General features: G+C 65.0%; 22 protein-coding genes. 12 read left to right on the forward strand and 10 right to left on the reverse strand.

What is annotated here, in order from left to right; genetic code table 11:
• The first annotated feature begins 268 nt into the window (after nt 1-268).
• Both FHW81_RS22855 and FHW81_RS22860 read left to right on the forward strand, forming a co-directional pair.
• Entirely contained in the window at nt 269-1,474 is a 1,206-nt protein-coding gene (locus FHW81_RS22855) for an acetyl-CoA C-acetyltransferase (protein ID WP_003087747.1), read from the forward strand.
• A gap of 13 nt (nt 1,475-1,487) precedes the next feature.
• The gene (locus FHW81_RS22860; protein ID WP_060774252.1) at nt 1,488-3,632 is read left to right on the forward strand and encodes a 3-hydroxyacyl-CoA dehydrogenase NAD-binding domain-containing protein; all 2,145 of its coding nucleotides are present in this window, start codon (nt 1,488-1,490) and stop codon (nt 3,630-3,632) included.
• A gap of 384 nt (nt 3,633-4,016) precedes the next feature.
• Here the strand turns inward: FHW81_RS22860 and FHW81_RS22865 are convergent, their stop codons facing one another.
• Nucleotides 4,017-4,931, reverse strand: a complete 915-nt coding sequence (locus FHW81_RS22865) for a LysR family transcriptional regulator (RefSeq protein ID WP_003087749.1) — start codon at nt 4,929-4,931, stop codon at nt 4,017-4,019.
• 150 nt (nt 4,932-5,081) lie between these two features.
• Between FHW81_RS22865 and FHW81_RS22870 the strand changes: the two genes are divergently transcribed.
• Both FHW81_RS22870 and FHW81_RS22875 read left to right on the forward strand, forming a co-directional pair.
• The gene (locus FHW81_RS22870; protein WP_023085095.1) at nt 5,082-6,053 is read left to right on the forward strand and encodes an aldo/keto reductase; all 972 of its coding nucleotides are present in this window, start codon (nt 5,082-5,084) and stop codon (nt 6,051-6,053) included.
• A gap of 22 nt (nt 6,054-6,075) precedes the next feature.
• Entirely contained in the window at nt 6,076-7,074 is a 999-nt protein-coding gene (locus FHW81_RS22875) for a hypothetical protein (protein ID WP_023090628.1), read from the forward strand.
• An 8-nt stretch (nt 7,075-7,082) separates the two neighbouring features.
• Here FHW81_RS22875 and FHW81_RS22880 read toward each other — a convergent pair whose 3' ends face one another.
• Complete coding sequence (locus FHW81_RS22880) at nt 7,083-7,454, reverse strand: glutaredoxin family protein (RefSeq protein WP_003087752.1); 372 nt, start codon at nt 7,452-7,454, stop codon at nt 7,083-7,085.
• A 244-nt stretch (nt 7,455-7,698) separates the two neighbouring features.
• Between FHW81_RS22880 and FHW81_RS22885 the strand changes: the two genes are divergently transcribed.
• Nucleotides 7,699-8,421: an amidotransferase gene (locus FHW81_RS22885; RefSeq protein ID WP_003098093.1), complete on the forward strand. Its 723-nt coding sequence runs from the start codon at nt 7,699-7,701 to the stop codon at nt 8,419-8,421.
• Nucleotides 8,422-8,478: 57 nt separating this feature from the next.
• Here FHW81_RS22885 and FHW81_RS22890 read toward each other — a convergent pair whose 3' ends face one another.
• From FHW81_RS22890 to FHW81_RS22900, 3 genes are all read right to left on the reverse strand, one after another.
• Nucleotides 8,479-8,718 carry a hypothetical protein gene (locus tag FHW81_RS22890; protein ID WP_003087754.1) on the reverse strand — a complete coding sequence of 80 codons (240 nt, stop codon included), beginning with the start codon at nt 8,716-8,718 and terminating at the stop codon, nt 8,479-8,481.
• 27 nt (nt 8,719-8,745) lie between these two features.
• Entirely contained in the window at nt 8,746-8,964 is a 219-nt protein-coding gene (locus FHW81_RS22895; RefSeq protein ID WP_003098091.1) for a hypothetical protein, read from the reverse strand.
• 154 nt (nt 8,965-9,118) lie between these two features.
• Nucleotides 9,119-9,607, reverse strand: a complete 489-nt coding sequence (locus FHW81_RS22900; protein WP_003087756.1) for a hypothetical protein — start codon at nt 9,605-9,607, stop codon at nt 9,119-9,121.
• 215 nt (nt 9,608-9,822) lie between these two features.
• Between FHW81_RS22900 and FHW81_RS22905 the strand changes: the two genes are divergently transcribed.
• Nucleotides 9,823-10,329: a macro domain-containing protein gene (locus FHW81_RS22905; RefSeq protein WP_003087757.1), complete on the forward strand. Its 507-nt coding sequence runs from the start codon at nt 9,823-9,825 to the stop codon at nt 10,327-10,329.
• Between the two features lie 71 nt (nt 10,330-10,400).
• On the opposite strand, the gene FHW81_RS22910 is transcribed toward FHW81_RS22905, so the two are convergent.
• Both FHW81_RS22910 and FHW81_RS22915 read right to left on the reverse strand, forming a co-directional pair.
• The gene (locus FHW81_RS22910; RefSeq protein ID WP_003087758.1) at nt 10,401-10,589 is read right to left on the reverse strand and encodes a hypothetical protein; all 189 of its coding nucleotides are present in this window, start codon (nt 10,587-10,589) and stop codon (nt 10,401-10,403) included.
• 149 nt (nt 10,590-10,738) lie between these two features.
• Nucleotides 10,739-11,428, reverse strand: coding sequence for a crotonase/enoyl-CoA hydratase family protein (locus tag FHW81_RS22915; protein ID WP_003087759.1), 690 nt, complete (start codon nt 11,426-11,428; stop codon nt 10,739-10,741).
• A gap of 386 nt (nt 11,429-11,814) precedes the next feature.
• Here FHW81_RS22915 and FHW81_RS22920 point away from each other — a divergent pair, with 386 nt between their 5' ends.
• Entirely contained in the window at nt 11,815-12,099 is a 285-nt protein-coding gene (locus FHW81_RS22920; RefSeq protein ID WP_003087762.1) for a GNAT family N-acetyltransferase, read from the forward strand.
• A 57-nt stretch (nt 12,100-12,156) separates the two neighbouring features.
• Here FHW81_RS22920 and FHW81_RS22925 read toward each other — a convergent pair whose 3' ends face one another.
• Nucleotides 12,157-13,233 (reverse strand): 3-deoxy-7-phosphoheptulonate synthase, encoded by a 1,077-nt coding sequence (locus FHW81_RS22925; protein WP_003087765.1) that lies wholly within the window; start codon nt 13,231-13,233, stop codon nt 12,157-12,159.
• Between the two features lie 317 nt (nt 13,234-13,550).
• Here FHW81_RS22925 and FHW81_RS22930 point away from each other — a divergent pair, with 317 nt between their 5' ends.
• The 4 genes from FHW81_RS22930 to cysB all read left to right on the forward strand — a co-directional run bounded on the left by FHW81_RS22930 (nt 13,551) and on the right by cysB (nt 16,641).
• Nucleotides 13,551-13,928, forward strand: coding sequence for a thioredoxin family protein (locus FHW81_RS22930; protein WP_003120319.1), 378 nt, complete (start codon nt 13,551-13,553; stop codon nt 13,926-13,928).
• Nucleotides 13,928-14,875 carry a putative 2-dehydropantoate 2-reductase gene (locus FHW81_RS22935; protein WP_019681933.1) on the forward strand — a complete coding sequence of 316 codons (948 nt, stop codon included), beginning with the start codon at nt 13,928-13,930 and terminating at the stop codon, nt 14,873-14,875. The genes FHW81_RS22930 and FHW81_RS22935 overlap by 1 nt, the downstream gene beginning before the upstream one ends.
• A 162-nt stretch (nt 14,876-15,037) precedes the next feature.
• Entirely contained in the window at nt 15,038-15,535 is a 498-nt protein-coding gene (locus FHW81_RS22940; RefSeq protein ID WP_003087770.1) for a universal stress protein, read from the forward strand.
• A 131-nt stretch (nt 15,536-15,666) separates the two neighbouring features.
• On the forward strand, nt 15,667-16,641 hold the full coding sequence (cysB, locus tag FHW81_RS22945) for an HTH-type transcriptional regulator CysB (RefSeq protein WP_003087775.1): 975 nt from the start codon (nt 15,667-15,669) through the stop codon (nt 16,639-16,641).
• Nucleotides 16,642-16,697: 56 nt separating this feature from the next.
• Here cysB and FHW81_RS22950 read toward each other — a convergent pair whose 3' ends face one another.
• Both FHW81_RS22950 and FHW81_RS22955 read right to left on the reverse strand, forming a co-directional pair.
• Complete coding sequence (locus FHW81_RS22950) at nt 16,698-17,045, reverse strand: hypothetical protein (protein WP_003098081.1); 348 nt, start codon at nt 17,043-17,045, stop codon at nt 16,698-16,700.
• Nucleotides 17,046-17,109: 64 nt separating this feature from the next.
• On the reverse strand, nt 17,110-17,913 hold the full coding sequence (locus tag FHW81_RS22955) for a phosphoadenylyl-sulfate reductase (protein ID WP_272833736.1): 804 nt from the start codon (nt 17,911-17,913) through the stop codon (nt 17,110-17,112).
• Nucleotides 17,914-18,047: 134 nt separating this feature from the next.
• Here FHW81_RS22955 and thrH point away from each other — a divergent pair, with 134 nt between their 5' ends.
• The gene (gene thrH / locus FHW81_RS22960; protein WP_003098078.1) at nt 18,048-18,665 is read left to right on the forward strand and encodes a bifunctional phosphoserine phosphatase/homoserine phosphotransferase ThrH; all 618 of its coding nucleotides are present in this window, start codon (nt 18,048-18,050) and stop codon (nt 18,663-18,665) included.
• Nucleotides 18,666-18,695 lie beyond the last annotated feature (30 nt).

The following is an 18,695-nucleotide window of genomic DNA, read 5'->3' on the forward strand; positions in this document are numbered from 1 at the left end:
GGCTTAGACCACTTGGATACAAGCTGCTGCGGTCTAGACATATTCCCTCTATATGACAGCGTGGTGACGGCTCTGGCGTGCGTCTCGACCGTTCGTCCGGTGTCCGGGTTTCCGGTCGAAAGATGGCACGGTGCTATCTTCCCGGCGTTGCAGGCTGAGCTGGGCGGTCAATCAGCCTGAGCGGTTCGGTCATTGTCCCGCCGGCGAGCCTGTTTAAGGTAGGCGGAGGCCCGCTCGGCCGGACGAGAACAGGATAAGAGAGACCGCCATGACCGACGCATTCATTTACGACGCCGTGCGTACTCCCCGCGGCAAGGGCAAGAAGGATGGCGCGCTGCACAGCGTCAAGCCGGTGAACCTGATGGCCGGGCTGTTGCGCGCGGTCCAGCGGCGCAACGACCTGGATACCGCCCAGGTCGACGATATCGTGCTCGGCTGCGTGACGCCGGTGGGCGACCAGGGCGCCGATATCGCCAAGACCGCGGCGCTGGTGGCCGACTGGGACGAACAGGTTGCCGGCGTGCAGATCAACCGTTTCTGCGCCTCCGGCCTGGAGGCGGTGAACCTGGGGGCGATGAAGGTACGCTCCGGCTTCGAGGACCTGGTCCTGGTCGGTGGCGTCGAGTCCATGTCACGCGTGCCGATGGGCTCCGACGGCGGCGCCTGGGCACTGGATCCGGAAACCAACCTGCACACCAGCTTCGTCCCGCAAGGGATCGGCGCCGACCTGATCGCCACCCTGGAAGGCTTCAGTCGCGCCGATGTCGATGCCTTCGCCCTGCGCTCCCAGCAGAAGGCCGCCAAGGCCCGCGCCGAAGGGCTGTTCGGCAAGTCGCTGGTGCCGGTCGCCGACCAGAATGGCATCGTCCTGCTCGACCACGATGAGTTCATTCGCGCCGACTCCACCCTGGAAGGGCTCGCCGCGCTCAAACCGAGTTTCGAGATGATGGGGCAGATGGGCTTCGACGCCACCGCGCTGCGCAAGTACAGCCAGGTCGAGCGCATCGAGCACGTGCATACGCCGGGCAACAGCTCGGGGATCGTCGACGGCGCCAGCGCCATGCTCATCGGCTCCGAGGCCAAGGGCCGCGAACTGGGCCTGAAGGCGCGGGCGCGGATCGTCGCTACCGCGGTGACCTCCACCGACCCCACCATCATGCTTACCGGCCCCGCGCCGGCGACCCGCAAGGCCCTGGCCAAGGCCGGCCTGAAGGTGGAAGACATCGACCTGTTCGAAGTCAACGAGGCGTTCGCTTCGGTGGTGATGAAGTTCATGAAGGACATGGGCGTGGCGGAAAGCAAGGTCAACGTCAACGGCGGCGCCATCGCCATGGGCCACCCGCTCGGCGCCACCGGCTGCATCATCCTCGGCACGCTGCTCGACGAACTGGAGCGGCGCAACCTGCGCTACGGCCTGGCCACCCTCTGCGTAGGCGGCGGCATGGGCATCGCCACCATCATCGAGCGCGTGTGAAGGGAGAACCGGAATGACTGACGCTATCCGTTACGAAAAAGGCCAGGACAACGTCGTCGTCCTGACCATGGACATGCCCGGGCAGAGCGCCAACACCATGAACGGTGTCTACCGCGAGGCGATGGCGAAGACCATCGCATGGCTGGAGGCGGAGAAAGAGGGGATCGCCGGCGTGGTGCTGACCTCGGCGAAGAAGACCTTCTTCGCCGGCGGCGATCTCAACGAGCTGATCAAGGTCACCAAGGCCGACGCCCCGGCCTTCTACCAGGGCATCCTCGAACTCAAGGGCCAACTGCGGCGCCTGGAGACCCTCGGCAAGCCGGTGGTCGCCGCGATCAACGGCGCTGCGCTGGGCGGCGGCTGGGAGATCTGCCTGGCCTGCCACCACCGCATCGCCCTGGACAATCCCGGCGTGCAGCTCGGCCTGCCGGAGGTGACTCTCGGCCTGTTGCCGGGCGGCGGCGGGATCGTGCGCATGGTGCGCCTGCTTGGCCTGGAGAAAGCCCTGCCGTACCTCGCCGAAGGCAAGAAGGTGCGTCCGGCGGAAGCGCTCAAGGCCGGGCTGATCCACGAACTGGTCGACAGCCCCGAGGAAATGCTGGAGAAGGCCCGCGCCTGGATCCTCGCCAACCCGGCGGCGAAGCAGCCCTGGGACAGCGCCGGCTACAAGATTCCCGGCGGTACGCCTGCCAGTCCCAACGTGGCGCAGATGCTGGCCATCGCACCGTCGGTGCTGCGCGACAAGACCAAGGGTTGCTTCCCGGCGCCCGAGAAGATCATGTGCGCGGCAGTGGAGGGCGCCCAGGTCGATTTCGACACCGCGCAACTGATCGAGGCGCGCTATTTCACCGAGCTGACCACCGGCCAGGTGGCGAAGAACATGATCGGCACCTTCTGGTTCCAGCTCAACGAGATCAACGCCGGCAAGTCGCGGCCGCAGGGGTATCCGGTGCGGGCGACGAAAAAGGTCGGCGTGCTCGGCGCCGGGATGATGGGCGCGGGCATCGCCTACGTATCGGCGGCGGCCGGCATCGAGGTGGTGCTCAAGGACGTCTCGCTGGAAGCGGCGGAGAAGGGCAAGGCTTATTCGGCCAGGCTGCTGGACAAGAAAGTTGCGCGCGGGCACCTGTCCGCCGAGAAGCGCGACGCCTTCCTCGCGCGGATCGTGCCGAGCGTCAGCGAAGCCGACTTCGAAGGCTGCGACCTGATCATCGAGGCGGTCTTCGAGGACCGCGCGCTGAAAGGCAAGGTCACCGCCGAGGCCGAGAAGCATGCCCTGGCCGATGCGGTGGTGGCGTCCAATACCTCGACCCTGCCGATCACCGGTCTGGCCCAGGCGGTGGCGCGGCCGGAGAAGTTCATCGGCCTGCACTTCTTCAGCCCGGTGGACAAGATGCCGCTGGTGGAGATCATCCGCGGCGAAAAGACCAGTGACGAAACCCTGGCACGCGGTTTCGACTACGTGCTGCAGATCAAGAAAACGCCGATCGTGGTCAACGACAGCCGCGGCTTCTTCACCTCGCGGGTATTCGGCACCTTCACCAACGAAGGCATCGCCATGCTCGGCGAAGGCGTGAGCGCCGCGATGATCGACAACCAGGCGCGCCAGGCCGGTATGCCGGTGGGGCCGCTGGCGATTTCCGACGAAGTCTCCCTGAGCCTGATGACCCACATCCGTAACCAGACCGCCCGCGACCTCGAGGCCGAGGGCAAGGCTCTGCCGACGCATCCTGCGTTCGCCGTGATCGACCTGATGGTCAATGAGTACAAGCGCCCGGGCAAGGCGGCCGGCGCCGGCTTCTACGACTACCCGGCGAACGGCAGGAAACATCTCTGGGCGGAACTCAAGAGCCGCTTCGAGAAGCCCGATGCGCAAATATCCGCCGAGGACGTACGCGACCGCCTGCTGTTCATCCAGGCTATCGAGACCGTGCGTTGCGTGGAGGAGGGGGTATTGCACTCCACCGCCGACGCGAACATCGGCTCGATCTTCGGTATCGGTTTCGCCGCCTGGAGCGGGGGCGCCTTGCAGTTCATCAACCAGTACGGCCTGAAGGACTTCATCGCCCGCGCCCAATACCTGGTCGAACAGTACGGCGAGCGCTTCGAGCCGCCGGCGCTGTTGCTGGAGAAGGCGGCGAAGGGCGAGCTGTTCTGAGTCCTGGCGTCGCATGGAGAGCCGGCCTTCGGGCCGGCTTTCTCGTGGTTGCGTACCGCGGCGGATGACGCCACCCCGGTATCCCCTGGTTCTTGCCAGCCAGGCCGCCACGGGTAGGGCGAATAGCGCCATGGGCGCTATCCGCCGATATGCCGAGGTTCGGCGGATAACCGCGATGCGGTTATCCGCCCTACGCCGCGCGTCGGTACAGGCCCTTGCCTCCAGCCGCCATTGGTAGGGCGAATAGCGCCACAGGCGCTATCCGCCGATATACCGAGATTCGGCGGATAACCGCGATGCGGTTATCCGCCCTACGCCGTGCGTCGATACAGGCCAGCCTCCATGCTTGCCTCCAGGCCGCCACGGGCGCTTCCGCCGATGTGCCTACGCGGGACCTGGGTGTTCCTCGCCGGGGTAGCGCAGCAGGTCGATCACGGCGCTCAACGCCGCCGGGTGGTTGCGGCGGTTCGGATAATAGAGATGGAAACCGGGAAAGGGGGCGCACCAATCCGCCAGGACCCGTTCCAGGCGGCCGGCGGCGAGGTGCTCGGCGACTTCCTCCTCGATGGCGAAGGCAATCCCGACATCGGCCAGCGCCGCCTGTAGCATCAGGCGCGGGTCGTCGAGGACCAGCGGTCCGCTCACGGCCACCGAAAGCGCTTTCGTGCCCTTGCTGAATTGCCATTTGTACAGCTCTCCGGAAGACACCTTGCGCCAGCCGATGCAACGGTGGCCGAGCAATTCCTCCGGGCTACCCGGCCTGCCTTGCCGTCGGAAGTAGGCCGGGGTCGCGACGATGGCCAAGCGCAGGTCCGGGCCGACCCGCACGGCGCGCATGCCGTGCTGGAGGTCTTCGCCGAGGCGGATGCCGGCGTCGAAACCGGCTTCGACGATATTGGCGAAACCCTCGTCCGCCACCACTTCCAGGGTGATGCCGGGATAGTCGCGGGCCAGTTCGCCGAAACGTGGCGCGAGGACGAGACCGATGGCGTTTCGCGGTGCGTTGATTCGTACCAGGCCGTGAGGCGTTTCGCGAAAGCGGTTAAGGCTGTCCAGCGCGGCGGCGATGTCTTCGAACGCCGGGTCCAGGTGTGCCAGCAGGTGCTCGCCGGCTTCGGTCGGCGAGACGTTGCGAGTGGTGCGGTTGAGCAGGCGGATGCCGAGCTGGGTTTCCAGTTCGCGCAGGGTGTGGCTGAGCGTCGGCGGGGTTACGCCGAGGGTGGCGGCGGCGCGGCGGAAACTGCGTTCGCGAGCGATGGCGACGAAGGCGGCGAGACCGGCGAGATCGGGCTTCTTCATTGGATTATTAAAATAACTCGATCAATGAAAGAGATTTTTCCAGGATAGTTAGCTATTCGGCAGCAATATAGCATCGTCGGGAAACCTGGCTCATGAACAGGGTGGGCCGGGGAAACCGCTCTTTTCAGAGCCTTCCGACGAGGTCGTACGATGCAGCATGTCCGTCTTGGCAACAGCGGCCTGAAAGTCTCCCGACTCTGCCTGGGGTGCATGACCTATGGCGATCCGGCGTGGCGTCCGTGGGTGCTGGACGAGGAACGGGCGCGTCCGTTCATTCGCGAGGCGCTGGAAGCCGGGATCGACTTCTTCGACAGTGCCGATATCTATTCCACCGGCGAGAGCGAGCGGATCCTCGGGCGTGCGCTCAGGGACTTCGCGCAGCGCGAGGACCTGGTAATCGCCACCAAGGCGTTCTTTCCCATGAGCGACAGGCCCAACGCCTGCGGCTTGTCGCGCAAGCACCTGCTTGCCAGCGTGGATGCCTCGCTGCGGCGGTTGGGTACGGACTACCTGGATCTCTTCGTGATCCATCGCTTCGATCCGGACACCCCGATCGAGGAAACCTGCGAAACCCTCGACAGCCTGGTGCGCGTCGGCAAGGTCCGTTACCTCGGCGCCTCGTCGATGCCGGCCTGGCGCTTCATGAAGATGCTCGCCTTCCAGCGCCACCACGGCCTGGCGCAATTCATCTCGATGCAGAGCCAGTACAACCTGATCGTTCGCGAGGACGAGGAGGACCTCGTGCCGCTGTGCCGGGAAGAGGGGATCGCGTTGACGCCCTGGTCGCCGCTGGCGCGTGGGCTGCTGGCCGGAGCGCGAAGCGCCGGCACGCTGCGGACCCGGACGGACGAACAGGCCCCGCGCTGGTACGGCGGCAGGGAGGAAGTCGAGTCGACCCTTGGCGCGTTGGAGAAACTCGCCGCTGCCCGCGGGCTTCCACCGGCGCAACTCGCCCTGGCCTGGCTGCTTGGCCGGAACGGTGTCGCCGCGCCGATCGTCGGCCTGTCCAGGCCGCATCACCTCGAGGATGCCCTCGCGGCGCTGACGCTGGACCTCGCCGAAGAGGAGTGCGCCACGCTGGAGGCGCCGCTCACGGTGCGCGCCCGGACCCCGCGCTGGTAGGGCGCACATCGACGGAGAAAGCATGATGAGACGACAGGCTTCCGTGTTGCTGCTGGTATCCATGGTATCGGCGACCGTCTTGCCGGTTTTCGCCCGTGCGCCGGGCGAGCGCGAGCCGTCCTGCGCCGCGACGAGCATCGTCCTGCCAGCGGGGGCCCGGTATCCCAACGGCATCGCCCATGCCGCCGATGGAACGCTGTACGTCGGCCTGGTCACCAGCGGGCGCATCCTGCGCAAGCCTCCCGGGGGCGAGTGGGAAACCTTCTTCGCCGGCAGCCTGGCGATCTTCGCTGCCACCGCGCTGCGGCTGGACGAGCCGCGTGGCCTGCTCTGGGGCAATTCGCCGGACTTCCTACCCGCTGGCCGGCGCCGGCCGCATGGGGTGTTCGCCCTGGATCTCGCGACCGGTGCCGTGCGCCGATATCTGACCCTGCCCGGCGACGGGATGGGCAACGATCTCGCGGTGGCGCCGGACGGAACGGTCTACCTGAGCGAAACCCGGGATGGCAGCCTGATGCGGTTGCGGCCCGGGGAACCGGCGTTCCAGGTGTTGCTGCGCGACAGCCGCCTGGCCGGCCCCGGCGGCCTGGGCGCGGCGGGCATCGTCCGGGTGGACGACGACACCCTGCTGGTCGGCAACTTCGGTAGCGGGGCGATCCATGTCGTCGAAGGGGTCGCCTCGCGTCCGCGGCTGCGCGAGATGGAGCTGCCCCGAACGCTGGAGAATCCGGACGGCATGGCGCTGGCTCCGGACGGCTCGCTGATCGTGCTGGAGAACGCCATCCGCAGCGGCGCCGGCAAGGTGCTGCGGATCGCCGAGCCGCTCGCTCCAGGGCGGCGCGGCATCGAAGTGATACGCGACGGCCTGGAGTCGCCGGTCAACCTGACCGTCACCGGACAGGGTTGCGCCTATGTCAGCGAATCCCGCATTCGCCACCGCCTGTTGCCGGGGCGCGAGGGCGAGGTGCCGGCGCGTTTCCTGATCCACCGGCTGCCCCTGGACGCGGCCGGGGGCCGTTGATCGGCCGCTCAGGCGTTGGCGAAACGACCTTCCAGATAGGCGATGATCTCGCTGGATTCGTACATCCAGCGCACCTGGCCGTTTTCCTCGATGCGCAGGCACGGCACCTTGACCTTCCCGCCGCCTTCCAGCAAAGCCTGGCGGGCCTGCGGATCGTTCATGGCGTCCTTGAGTTGCATCGGCAGGTTCAGCCGGTGCATGGCGCGGCGTGTCTTCACGCAGAACGGACAGGCGCGGAACTGGTAGAGCGACAGGTTCCGCAGCGCCCGCTCGACCTCGGCCTGAGCCTCGGCGCTGCGCTGCAGCTTGCGGGGGCGGCTGACGAAGTCGGCGAGGATAATCGCCTGACCCAGTCCGTTACGTACTGCCTTGAGCAACATGGCGTGTGCCTCGCGGGAAAACCGCCAGTTTACGTGGCGGTTCCGGGCATGGGGAGTCCTTCCGTCTCCTGTGCAGATTTCTTTACGGCTGGGCGTCTCGGGAATCTTTCTGCCGGCTGCTTGTTTTTTGGCGAATCGTCCGGATATTCCTTTCGAGGCCAGGGCGACGGTTCCCTTGCCCGCGCTCCTGTGTTAATTAAATCAAACGAAAACGACAAGAACCCCACTTCTTCAGAGAGTCTTTATGTCGCTCCGCATCTGTATCCTGGAAACCGATATCCTTCGTCCCGAGCTGATCGAGCGCTACGAAGGCTACGGCCGGATGTTCCAGCAACTGTTCGCCAAGCAACCGATCGCCGCCGAATTCGTCATCTACAACGTGGTGGAGGGGCGCTATCCGGCGGACGACGAGCGCTTCGACGCCTACCTGGTGACCGGCAGCAAGGCCGACTCCTTCGGTCCCGACCCGTGGATCCAGACCCTGAAGACCTTCCTCCTGGACCGCTACGAGCGCGGCGACAAGCTCCTCGGCGTGTGTTTCGGCCACCAGTTGCTGGCCCTGCTGCTCGGTGGCAAGGCCGAGCGCGCCAGCCAGGGCTGGGGCATGGGCATCCACCAGTACCAGTTGAACGAACGGGCCGACTGGATGAGCCCGGCGCTGCCGGACCTGACCCTGTTGATCAGCCACCAGGACCAGGTCACCCGGCTGCCGGAAAACGCGCGGGTGATCGCTTCCAGCGACTTCTGTCCCTATGCCGCCTACGCCATCGGCGACCAGGTGCTGTGCTTCCAGGGGCATCCCGAGTTCGTCCACGACTACTCCCGCGAACTGCTCGAACTGCGCCAGCAGCACCTGGGCGAGGAACTCTATCGCAAGGGGGTCGATAGCCTGGCGGGGGACCACCAGGGCACCGTCGTCGCCGAATGGATGATGCGTTTCGTCGCGCGCCAGCCGACCGGCGCCTGAGCCGGCCCCGCGCCATGCGAGCGCCGCCAGCCTCCCGGGGTTGGCGGCGTTTTCGTTTCAGGCCGGGCAGTCGAGGATGAAGCGCTCCGGGATCCAGCGCTGCGGGCGTGCCGGCGGGGTGCCGCTCTGCAGCTTCAGCGCCAGGTTGGCCGCCAGCGCGCGGACCATCGCCTGGTTGCATTCGATGGTGCGCGCCAGTGCGCCTGCCGAGCCTTGGGCGAGGCCGAGTAGCGAGTAGCCATTGGTCAATATCGCCAGGGCGGCGACGATCCAGAATTTCCGTGTTTGCCTTCTCATGCTGTTTCCCGGGAAAGAAGCCGGCGTTCAACCGGCGCGTCGACTGTTCAACCCCGAGAGCAGGCCTGGCAGGGCCTGGCCGATCTGGTTGGAGAAGGTCGTGGCGGTGTCGTTGTCCGGTGTGGCGTTCCTGGCGCTTTCGGCACCGGCGACGAGGCTCAACACGACCAGCATGAGGATGGCGTACAGACCCAGGGTGGCCAGGGCGGTGTTGCGGGCGTAATGGCGTGGGCTGCGACGTTTCATGGCGGCTTCCGTGATCGATACCTCGGATGGGCATAGGATCGCGGAGAAGAATTCGATTGGATAACGAATTGTCGCGCTATTAACTATCGACAGAAATGATGCTTTGGCCGAACGACCGGTACGGGTTGCGGGGCCCGGGTTCGGGCCCGATGGATCAGGACGAAGTCGGCGCGAGCAGGCGATCGACCACCTGCCGGGCTCGCTCGAAGGAGGGGTAGCCGCTGCGCGCGACCGGCAGCTCGGCGTAGGCCTGGCGATAGGTCTCGGCCTTGGGAATGTCGGCGCGCGGCAACAGGAAGGGCTCGGCGTAGATCTTGTAGAGCATTGCGTTGGCCAGCGGGTAGCGTCGCTCGGCGGAACGTTCGAGGAGGCGGGTGATGCGCTCGCAATCGCTGGCCTGGCCGTCGCGGCGAGCGATCAGCACGGCCTGGTAGAAGTCCGCCTCGCCGCTGCGGTCGTCGCGCGCCGCGCGCTCCAGCAGGGCCTGGGCCAGCGGCAGGCGATCGCGGTCGTTGGCGACGATGATCAGTTTCGCCTGCAGCATGTCGTTCTCGTACAGCAGTTTTTCCCTGTCGCTGTCCTGGCGGCAGGTGGCGCAGCTTGCCAACAGCGGGATCAGGCAAAGTGCAATCCATTTCGGCATGGCGGTTGTTTCCTTGTCATGGATGAGACGGCACGAGGCTGGAATCCAATGGAGAGGCGCCTCCAAGGTTCCCTCGCATGCAGTCTAGTCGGCCCGTAGCGGATGGGACCGGCCGTCTTTGATACGCATCAACTGGCGCCGGCGGGCAAGGCGTACGGTGAAAGATGCAGGGCGGCGCACGAAGCGCCTGTCCCGAAGCCAAGAAGGAAACGCTCATGATTCGTGAAGTTGAAGGTGACATTCTGCTTTCCGGGGCCCAGGTGATCGCCCACGGCATCGCGCCCCAGGACCATTTCGACAGCGGCCTGGCCCTCGCCTTGCGCGAACGCTGGCCGTCGATGGTTCGCGACTACCGGCATGCCGCCCATGCCAGGGCGCCCGAGCCGGGCGGCATCTGGGTCTGGGCCGGGGTCGACGAGCAGGGCAAGACCCAGTGCATCGTCAACCTGATCACCCAGGGCATGCTGCACAGCGGTCGCAGCGCCAAGCCGGGCAAGGCGAGCCTGGAGGATGTCGGCCATGCCCTGCGCGAGCTGGCCCGCTATGTGCGCAGCGAAGGGGTGAGCAGCCTGGCTCTGCCCTGCGTGGCGACGGGAGTGGGCGGGCTGGACTGGTCCGAGGTCAAGCCGCTGGTGGTTCGCCACCTGGGCGACCTGGAGATCCCGGTGATTCTCTACGAGGTCTATCGCAAGGGCGTGGCGGCCGAGGAAAAGCTGGCCTGAACGAGAAGCCCGGCGTGAGCCGGGCTTTTCAGGGTTGCGGGGAAAAGAAAAACGTTCCTGGCAGGCGGCGTTCAACCCTGCGCATCGGTGTCGCTCGCGGTTGGCGCCGTGGCCTGTTGCTGCTGGGCCTGCTCGATGGCGTGCTGGTTCAGTTGGACCATGCGGTTTTCCATCAGGCTGGATTCGTCGGCGAAGCTGGCTTGCACTGCGAGGGTGGTAGCCATGCCGAGGAGAATGGCGGCGAAGACGTTGCGTTTCATGATGACCTCCGGTTTTCCTTGGGAATGTCACCAGGATAATCCGTAATAATTTTTTAAAAATAGCAGTTAGGGAGAGTTACCTTTGCGTAATAAGTAATTATTGGGCGCAAAAAAGCCCGGTACCAACCGGGCTTTCGCTGGCGCGGGCCTTAGCCCAGGTGCTTCTTGTCCAGCTCGATCGCCTGGTCGAGGGTTTCCAGCAGTGCCTTGCGCACCTTGAGCTTGGTATTGCGATGCGCGGTCATGTTGAGTTTCTTCAACTGCTGGGCCGCTGCACGCGCGCTTTCCTGCAACTGGTCGGCGCTGACCAGGGTGTCGAGGAAGCCGGCATCCACCGCAGCGGCCGGACTGAACATCTCGGCATTGATGACCGAGCGGGTGAACGCCGACTTGCGCAGGCGATCGCGGGCCAGTTCGATGCCGACATGGTGCATGGTCATGCCGATGGCGACTTCGTTCAGGCCGATCTGGAACGGCCCGTCGACGCCGATCCGGTAGTCGGCCGAGAGCAGCAGGAAGGCGCCCTTGGCTACCGCGTGCCCGGGGCAGGCGACGATCACCGGATAGGGATGGGAGAGCAGGCGGCGAGCCAGGGTCGAGCCGGCGGCGACCAGGTTGACGGCATTCTCCGGGCCGGAGGTCATGACCTTCAGGTCGTAGCCACCGGAGAGGATGCCCGGCTGGCCGGTGACGATGACCACGGCCTTGTCCTGCAGGGCCTGGTCGAGAGCCTGGTTGAAGGCGTCGATCACCGCCGGGGAGATGGCGTTCACCTTGCCGTTGTTGAGGGTCAGGGTGGCGATGCCGTCTTCGAACTGGTAGCTGATCAACTCGCTCATGGCAGGATTCCTTTTGGTGGAGTGGCGCAGACCTTACTGATGGGCGTCGTCGGCGTAAAGCGCTTTGGCTGACCCGCGGGTCATGCGCGATTGTGCTTGCGCGGGCCTCCCGAGCAGGGCTCCAGTGACGCCTGCGCGTTCCTGGCAGAAGAAACGGTTGAGTCTGGCCGGGGAAGACAGCAATATGGGCCCTATCGTTAGTCCGGCCTTGCATGCGGTGCAGGTCACCCGTTTCGAGGATGTCCGCCAGGCGCGCTCAGCCGCCGGGACGAGAACGGACGAAGTTATCCGGCGGCCTGCTGAAGGCCGGTACGCGGGGGCATCCTCGCGAGGAACCCTATCAATCAGGCGCGGGTCGGGTTACGAACCCGTTGAGGAGATCCAAAGTGAGCGAGTCCCTGTCCATCCATCATGACGTGGGCGGCCATCAGTTCGAGACGACGGTGGATGGCCATCGTGCCTATCTGGCGTATATGGACCTGGGCAAGCAGACGCTGGACATCTACCGGACCTTCGTACCGGATTCGCTGCGGGGTCGCGGTATCGCCGCCGCGCTGACCGAACACGCCCTGCAGTACGCCGACCGCATGGGCTACAGCGTGATCCCGTCCTGCTCCTACGTGGAGCGTTACATCGAGCGTCGCCAGCGTCAGGCCGATCCGGCCGCCTGAGCAGGTGCGCAATGAAAAACGCCGGGCATCAGCCCGGCGTTTTCGTTTCCGCCTCGCTCAGCCGCGCTGGCGTTTCGGCAGCACGTCCTTGAGCTTGGCGTGCATGCTGCGGATGCTCTTCTCGGTGGTCGCCCAGTCGATGCATGCATCGGTGATGGAGACGCCGTACTGAAGTTGGTCGAGATCCTTCGGAATCGGCTGGCTGCCCCAGCCCAGGTGGCTTTCCACCATCAGGCCGACGATCGAGTTGTTGCCTTCGACGATCTGGTTGCTGACGTTGTCCATCACCAGCGGTTGCAGGGCCGGGTCCTTGTTGGAGTTGGCGTGGCTGCAGTCGACCATGATGTTCAGCGGGATTTTCGCCTTGTTCAGGTCCTGCTCGCAGAGCGCGACGCTGACCGAATCGTAGTTCGGCTTGCCGTTGCCGCCGCGCAACACCACGTGACCATAGCGGTTGCCCTTGGTGGTGACGATGGATACGCCGCCCTGCTGGTTGATGCCGAGGAAGCGATGCGGGCTGGAGACTGACTGCAGGGCATTGATCGCCACGGTCAGGCTGCCATCGGTGCCGTTCTTGAAGCCGACCGCGGAAGACAGGCCGGAGGCCATCTCGCGGTGGGTCTGCGATTCGGTGGTACGGGCGCCGATCGCCGACCAGCTGATCAGGTCCTGCAGGTACTGCGGGGAAATCGGGTCGAGCGCTTCGGTGGCGGTGGGCAAGCCTTTCTCGGCGAGGTCGCGGAGCAGTTGGCGACCGATGTGCAGGCCATCCTGGATCTTGAACGAGTCGTCCAGGTACGGATCGTTGATCAGGCCTTTCCAGCCCACCGTGGTACGCGGCTTCTCGAAGTACACGCGCATCACCAGGAACAGCGTATCCGCCACTTCGGCCGCGAGCGCCTTGAGGCGGTCGGCGTATTCGTGGGCGGCCTTGATGTCGTGGATGGAGCAGGGGCCGATCACCACGAACAGACGGTGGTCCTTGCCATCCAGGATGTCGCGCACCACCTGGCGACCATGGGCCACGGTCTGCAGGGCCTTGTCGGTCAGGGGAATTTCACGCTTGAGCTGCTCCGGCGTGATCAGGGTCTCGTTGGAGGCAACGTTAAGGTCGTCGATCTGTAAATCAGCCATCGTGGTACTCAATCAGGTCACGGGCGCCGGCCGCCGGGAGGCCCCCTGCGAAAGGGCGCAGGCATGAAGTTCGCAAACGGGGAGACGAACCTTAACGTGTCGGGCCGGGCCTAGACAATGGGCGGGACGCGGTTCGCCGGTGTTTTCCCCGCTCTGCGCACGTTTTCTTCGTTGCTCCGGGCCAAGGCTGCCAGCGGAGTTGCAGGTGAGGCCGCCGCGGACGATATTGTGCAGGTGCTGCGGAGGGGCGCGCCTTGCGCGTATCCGCTGGCCGAGGAGGGCGCCAGCGCTATCGCAGGAGCCGAAGCCTACGGATGATGGTCGGGCCCCATTTCTTCCTTTCTATCGAGGTCAGCAGCGTGCCGTCCCTGGAACTCACCGATCTGGACGCCGACCGACAGTTGCTTGCCCTGGAAGGGGTTTCGCTGTTGGTATTCACCAGCGAAGGCTGCGCGTCGTGCCGCTGGGCCCGGCGCCATCTCCCCGCGATGGACCTGCCCATCGAGCGCCTGTGCTGGGTGGACGCCGGCCGCAATGGCGGCCTGGTGGAACGCTACGGCGTCTTTCACCTGCCGGCCCTGTTCATGGTCCGCGACGGCCGCTTCCATGGCGCACTGAACGTTCCGCTGCACCAGGAAGCCTTGCGGGGTGCGGTGCTGGCGGGGTCGACCGCTTTACCTGAGGAGTTGCCCTGATGGATTCAAAGCAGCAACGGATCGGCGTCATCGGTACGGGAGCCATCGGCGGCTTCTATGGATTGATGCTGGCGCATGCCGGTCACGACGTGCATTTTCTCCTGCGCAGCGAGTTCGAGGCGGTCAATCGCGCCGGACTCAGCCTGAATAGTGCGGTGCATGGCTTCCGGCGCCTGGCGCCGGTCCAGGCCTACCATTCGGCGCAGGACATGCCGCCCTGCGACTGGTTGCTGGTGGGCGCCAAGACCACCGGCAATCACGAACTGGCACCCCTGATCCGCGCAGCGGCGGCGCCGGGAGCCAAGGTTCTGCTGCTGCAGAACGGTCTGGGCGTGGAGGAGCGGCTGCGGCCGCTGCTGCCGGAAAGCCTGCATCTGCTGGGCGGCCTCTGCTTCATCTGTGTGCATCGCGGCGAACCGGGCGTGATCGAGCACCAGGCCTACGGCGGAGTGAATCTCGGCTATCATTCCGGACCGGCCGACGAGCGACGCCGGCGCGAGATCGTCGAGGAGGGTGCCGCGCTGTTCCGCGAGTCCGGGCTGGAGTCCACGGCGATGCCCGACCTGGAGCAGGCGCGCTGGCAGAAGCTGGTCTGGAACATCCCCTACAACGGGCTGTCGGTATTGCTGAAGAGCAGCACCGCGCCGCTGATGGCCAACGCGGACAGTCGGTCGCTGATCGACGCGATCATGGAGGAAGTCATCGGTGCTGCCGGCGCCTGCGGCTTCATCCTGCCTGAGGGCTATGCGGACCAACTGCTGGCGGCGACCGAGCGGATGCCCGACTATCGGCCGAGCATGTACCACGACTTCGCCCATGGGCGGCCACTGGAGCTGGCGGCGATCTATGCCGCGCCCCTGGCCCGCGCTGCTGCTGCGGGCTACCGGATGCCCAGGGTCGAGGCGCTGTACCAGGCGTTGCGCTTCCTCGAAGCACAACCGCGCTGAAGGGCCGAGCGCGGCGACCAGCCGGCGCCGCGCTCGCAGGGAGAAAAGGGATTTACCCCAACGGGCCGGAAAAAGCCCGAAACAGCAGGGAACGCTAGGAGAATGGATGCTTGCTGCTAATCTGCTAATGAGGCCCGCCGCGCAGGCTGTCGAGGAGGCCGCATGATTCGTTCGATTCTCTACGCCACCGATCTGGGGCTCTATGCTCCCTATGTCCTGCAACACGCCCTGTCGCTGACCCGCGCCTACAACGCCGAGCTCTATGTCGTCCATGTGGTGGAGCCCCTCGGGCTGTTCGCCGAGTCGGTCCTGCAGACCTACCTTGACACTGAGCGTCTCCAGGACCTGCGGGCGCAAGGGCTGGACAACGTCATGGAAAGCATCGAGAAGCGGGTCCTGGAAGGGTTTCGCGATGAACTCGGCGAGTTGCCCCAGGATGCGGCGCTGGTCAAGAGCGTGCGGGTGGTGCAGGGCGACCCGCCGCAGATGATCCTCGATGAGGCGGAAAAGCTGGCCGTGGACCTGATCGTCGCCGGCAGCCATAGCCACGGCACCCAGCTCGACACGCCGCTGGGCCGGACTGCCGCGCGTCTGGTGCAACTGGCGGAGGTACCGGTGTATCTGGTGCCGATGTTGCAGCACCGTAGTCGCGACCTGTAGGCCAGCGGTCGGCTGGTGAAAAAGCGTGCAAAATCAAAAAAAACGTCTAATTTTATTCCTCAAACCATTAATATGGTTATATACCTTCGGTTCTTGATCGCCGGTCGCGACAACCTTTTCGAGGAATCTCCATGAAGCTTCAGCAATTGCGCTATATCTGGGAGGTTGCGCACCACGACCTCAACGTCTCCGCCACGGCGCAGAGCCTCTATACTTCGCAGCCGGGCATCAGCAAGCAGATCCGCCTGCTGGAGGACGAACTGGGCGTCGAGGTGTTCGCTCGCAGCGGCAAGCACCTGACCCGGGTGACGCCGGCGGGGGAGCGGATCATCCATACCGCCGGCGAGATCCTGCGCAAGGTCGAGAGCATCAAGCAGATCGCCCAGGAATTCTCCAACGAGAAGAAGGGCACGCTGTCCATCGCCACTACCCACACCCAGGCGCGCTATGCGCTGCCCAACGTGATCAGCGGCTTCATCAAGCAGTACCCGGACGTCTCCCTGCACATGCACCAGGGCACGCCGATGCAGATCGCCGAAATGGCCGCCGACGGCACCGTCGACTTCGCCATCGCCACCGAGGCGCTGGAGTTGTTCGGCGACCTGATCATGATGCCCTGCTACCGCTGGAATCGCTGCGTCATCGTGCCCCACGGGCATCCGCTGACCAAGCTGCCGAAACTGACCCTGGAAGCCCTGGCCGAGCAGCCGATCGTCACCTACGTGTTCGGCTTCACCGGCCGCTCCAAGCTCGACGAAGCCTTCAGCCAGCGCGGCCTGGTGCCCAAGGTGGTATTCACCGCGGCCGATGCCGACGTGATCAAGACCTACGTGCGGTTGGGCCTGGGGGTCGGCATCGTGGCGCACATGGCGGTCGATCCGAAGCTCGACAACGACCTGGTGATCCTCGACGCCAGCCACCTGTTCGAGTCCAGCGTGACCAAGATCGGCTTCCGCCGCGGCACCTTCCTGCGCGGCTTCATGTGCGACTTCATCGAGAAATTCGCTCCGCACCTGACCCGCGAGCTGCTGGCCAAGGCCGTGCAATGCCACAACAAGGCCGAGCTGGACGAGTTGTTCGACGGCATCGAACTGCCGGTCTACTGATCGCCTCGGCCCATGAAAAAGCCCGGCCTGGTGCCGGGCTTTTTCATGGCTGGCCCTCAGAGCATGTCGAGATTGTCGCGACCGGCCAGCCTGGCCAGCGCTTCGCGATCAGCGTCCGCGGACTGCTCGGCTCGCGGTTCGAGGACTTCATGGAGGAAGCTCATGAACACGGTGTAGACCTGTTCGCGCCCGTCGTCGTGGCGAACCACGAAGAACGGCGCGGTCTCTACGCCATATTGGGCGGCGACCATCCAGCCTGCGCTGTTCGGGTCGCGTTCGTCGGCCACCAGGGTGCGATGGATGCGCGGCAGGTAGCCGCCTTGTTCCAGGCGTTGCCGGACTTCCTTGCACTTGCGGCAGTCCTCGCCGTTGGCGAGGACTTTCTTGACCATGGTGATGCGCATGCTGGGTCTCCGCTCGGGGTTCGACCTGCAATTTACCCCGATTGCATACGCTCTATCGACGGTTTCAGGCCTTGCTGATCAGGTTGCCGGCGTGCAGCCCGCACTCCTTGTGGGTGGCTTCCTCCCACCACCAGCGGCCCTCGCGCTCGTGCTGGTTGGGCAGCACCGGACGGGTGCAGGGTTCGCAGCCGATGCTGATATAGCCGCGTTCGTGCAGGCTGTTGTAGGGCAGTTCGAGCATGCGGATATAGCCCCAGACCTCCTCGCTGGTCATGGACGACAGCGGGTTGAATTTGTACAGCGGCTTTTCCGGCGTGGAAAAGGCACCGTCGATTTCCAGCACCGCCACCTGGCTGCGCGTGCCGGGGCTCTGGTCGCGGCGTTGGCCGGTGGCCCAGGCGCGCACGCCGGCGAGCTTGCGCTTGAGCGGTTCGATCTTGCGGATGCCGCAGCACTCGCCGTGGCCGTCTCGATAGAAGCTGAACAGGCCCTTTTCCTTCACCAGGGGTTCGAGCAGGCGCGGGTCGGGGGAAAGCACGTCGATGGCGATGCCGTAGTGTTCGCGGACCTGGTCGATGAAACGATAGGTTTCCGGGTGCAGGCGACCGGTGTCGAGGCTGAACACCTTCACGTTGCGGTTGAGCTTCCAGGCCATGTCTACCAGGACGACGTCCTCGGCGCCGCTGAAGGAGATCCACAGCTCCTCGCCGAAGTGCTCGAAGGCGGCTTTCAGGATGTCCTGGGGGGATTTGTCGGCAAGGCTGGAGGCGAGGGCGGGAAGGTCGAAAGGCTGGCTCATCGGGCTGGGGTCCTGGTGCTGGGCGGCGCTGTTGCGCTCTGTGGCGGGAATGGTAGCAAAGGGCGGCATATGGCCCTAAATAACCATTTACCCCTGTCGACCTTGATTCCAGGAATAAGCCGGCGTTGCCTTGCCCTCGGCGAGGGGCTAGAGTGCCGCGTCCGTCGTCACCCCATCGTTCAGAGAATTTCGAGGAGAGTCCTGTGGAAATTGCCTGTCTTGACCTGGAAGGCGTGCTGGTTCCGGAAATCTGGATCGCGTTCGCGGAAAAAACCGGTATCGACGCCTTGAAGGCGACCACCCGGGACATTCCGGACTACGACGTGCTGATGAAGCAGCGCCTGCGCATCCTCGACGAACATGGCCTGAAGCTGGGCGACATCCAGGAGGTGATCGCCACCCTGAAGCCGCTGGAGGGGGCGGTGGAATTCGTCGACTGGCTGCGCGAGCGCTTCCAGGTGGTGATTCTCTCCGACACCTTCTACGAGTTCTCCCAGCCGCTGATGCGCCAGCTGGGCTTCCCGACCCTGTTGTGCCACAAGCTGGAGATCGACGACAGCGACCGCGTGGTCGGCTATCAATTGCGCCAGAAGGATCCCAAGCGGCAGTCGGTGATCGCCTTCAAGAGCCTCTACTATCGGGTGATCGCCGCCGGCGATTCCTACAACGACACCACCATGCTTTCCGAGGCCCACGCCGGCATCCTGTTCCATGCCCCGGAAAACGTGATCCGCGAGTTTCCCCAGTTCCCCGCGGTGCATACCTACGAAGACCTCAAGCGCGAGTTCCTCAAGGCTTCCAGCCGTTCGCTGAGCCTGTAGCCGCGCCGCCGATGAAAGAGCCCGCGGAAC

Origin of the sequence: Pseudomonas sp. RC10-4-2 (assembly GCF_050433085.1) — a bacterium.
Classification (GTDB): Bacteria; Pseudomonadota; Gammaproteobacteria; order Pseudomonadales; family Pseudomonadaceae; genus Pseudomonas; species Pseudomonas aeruginosa.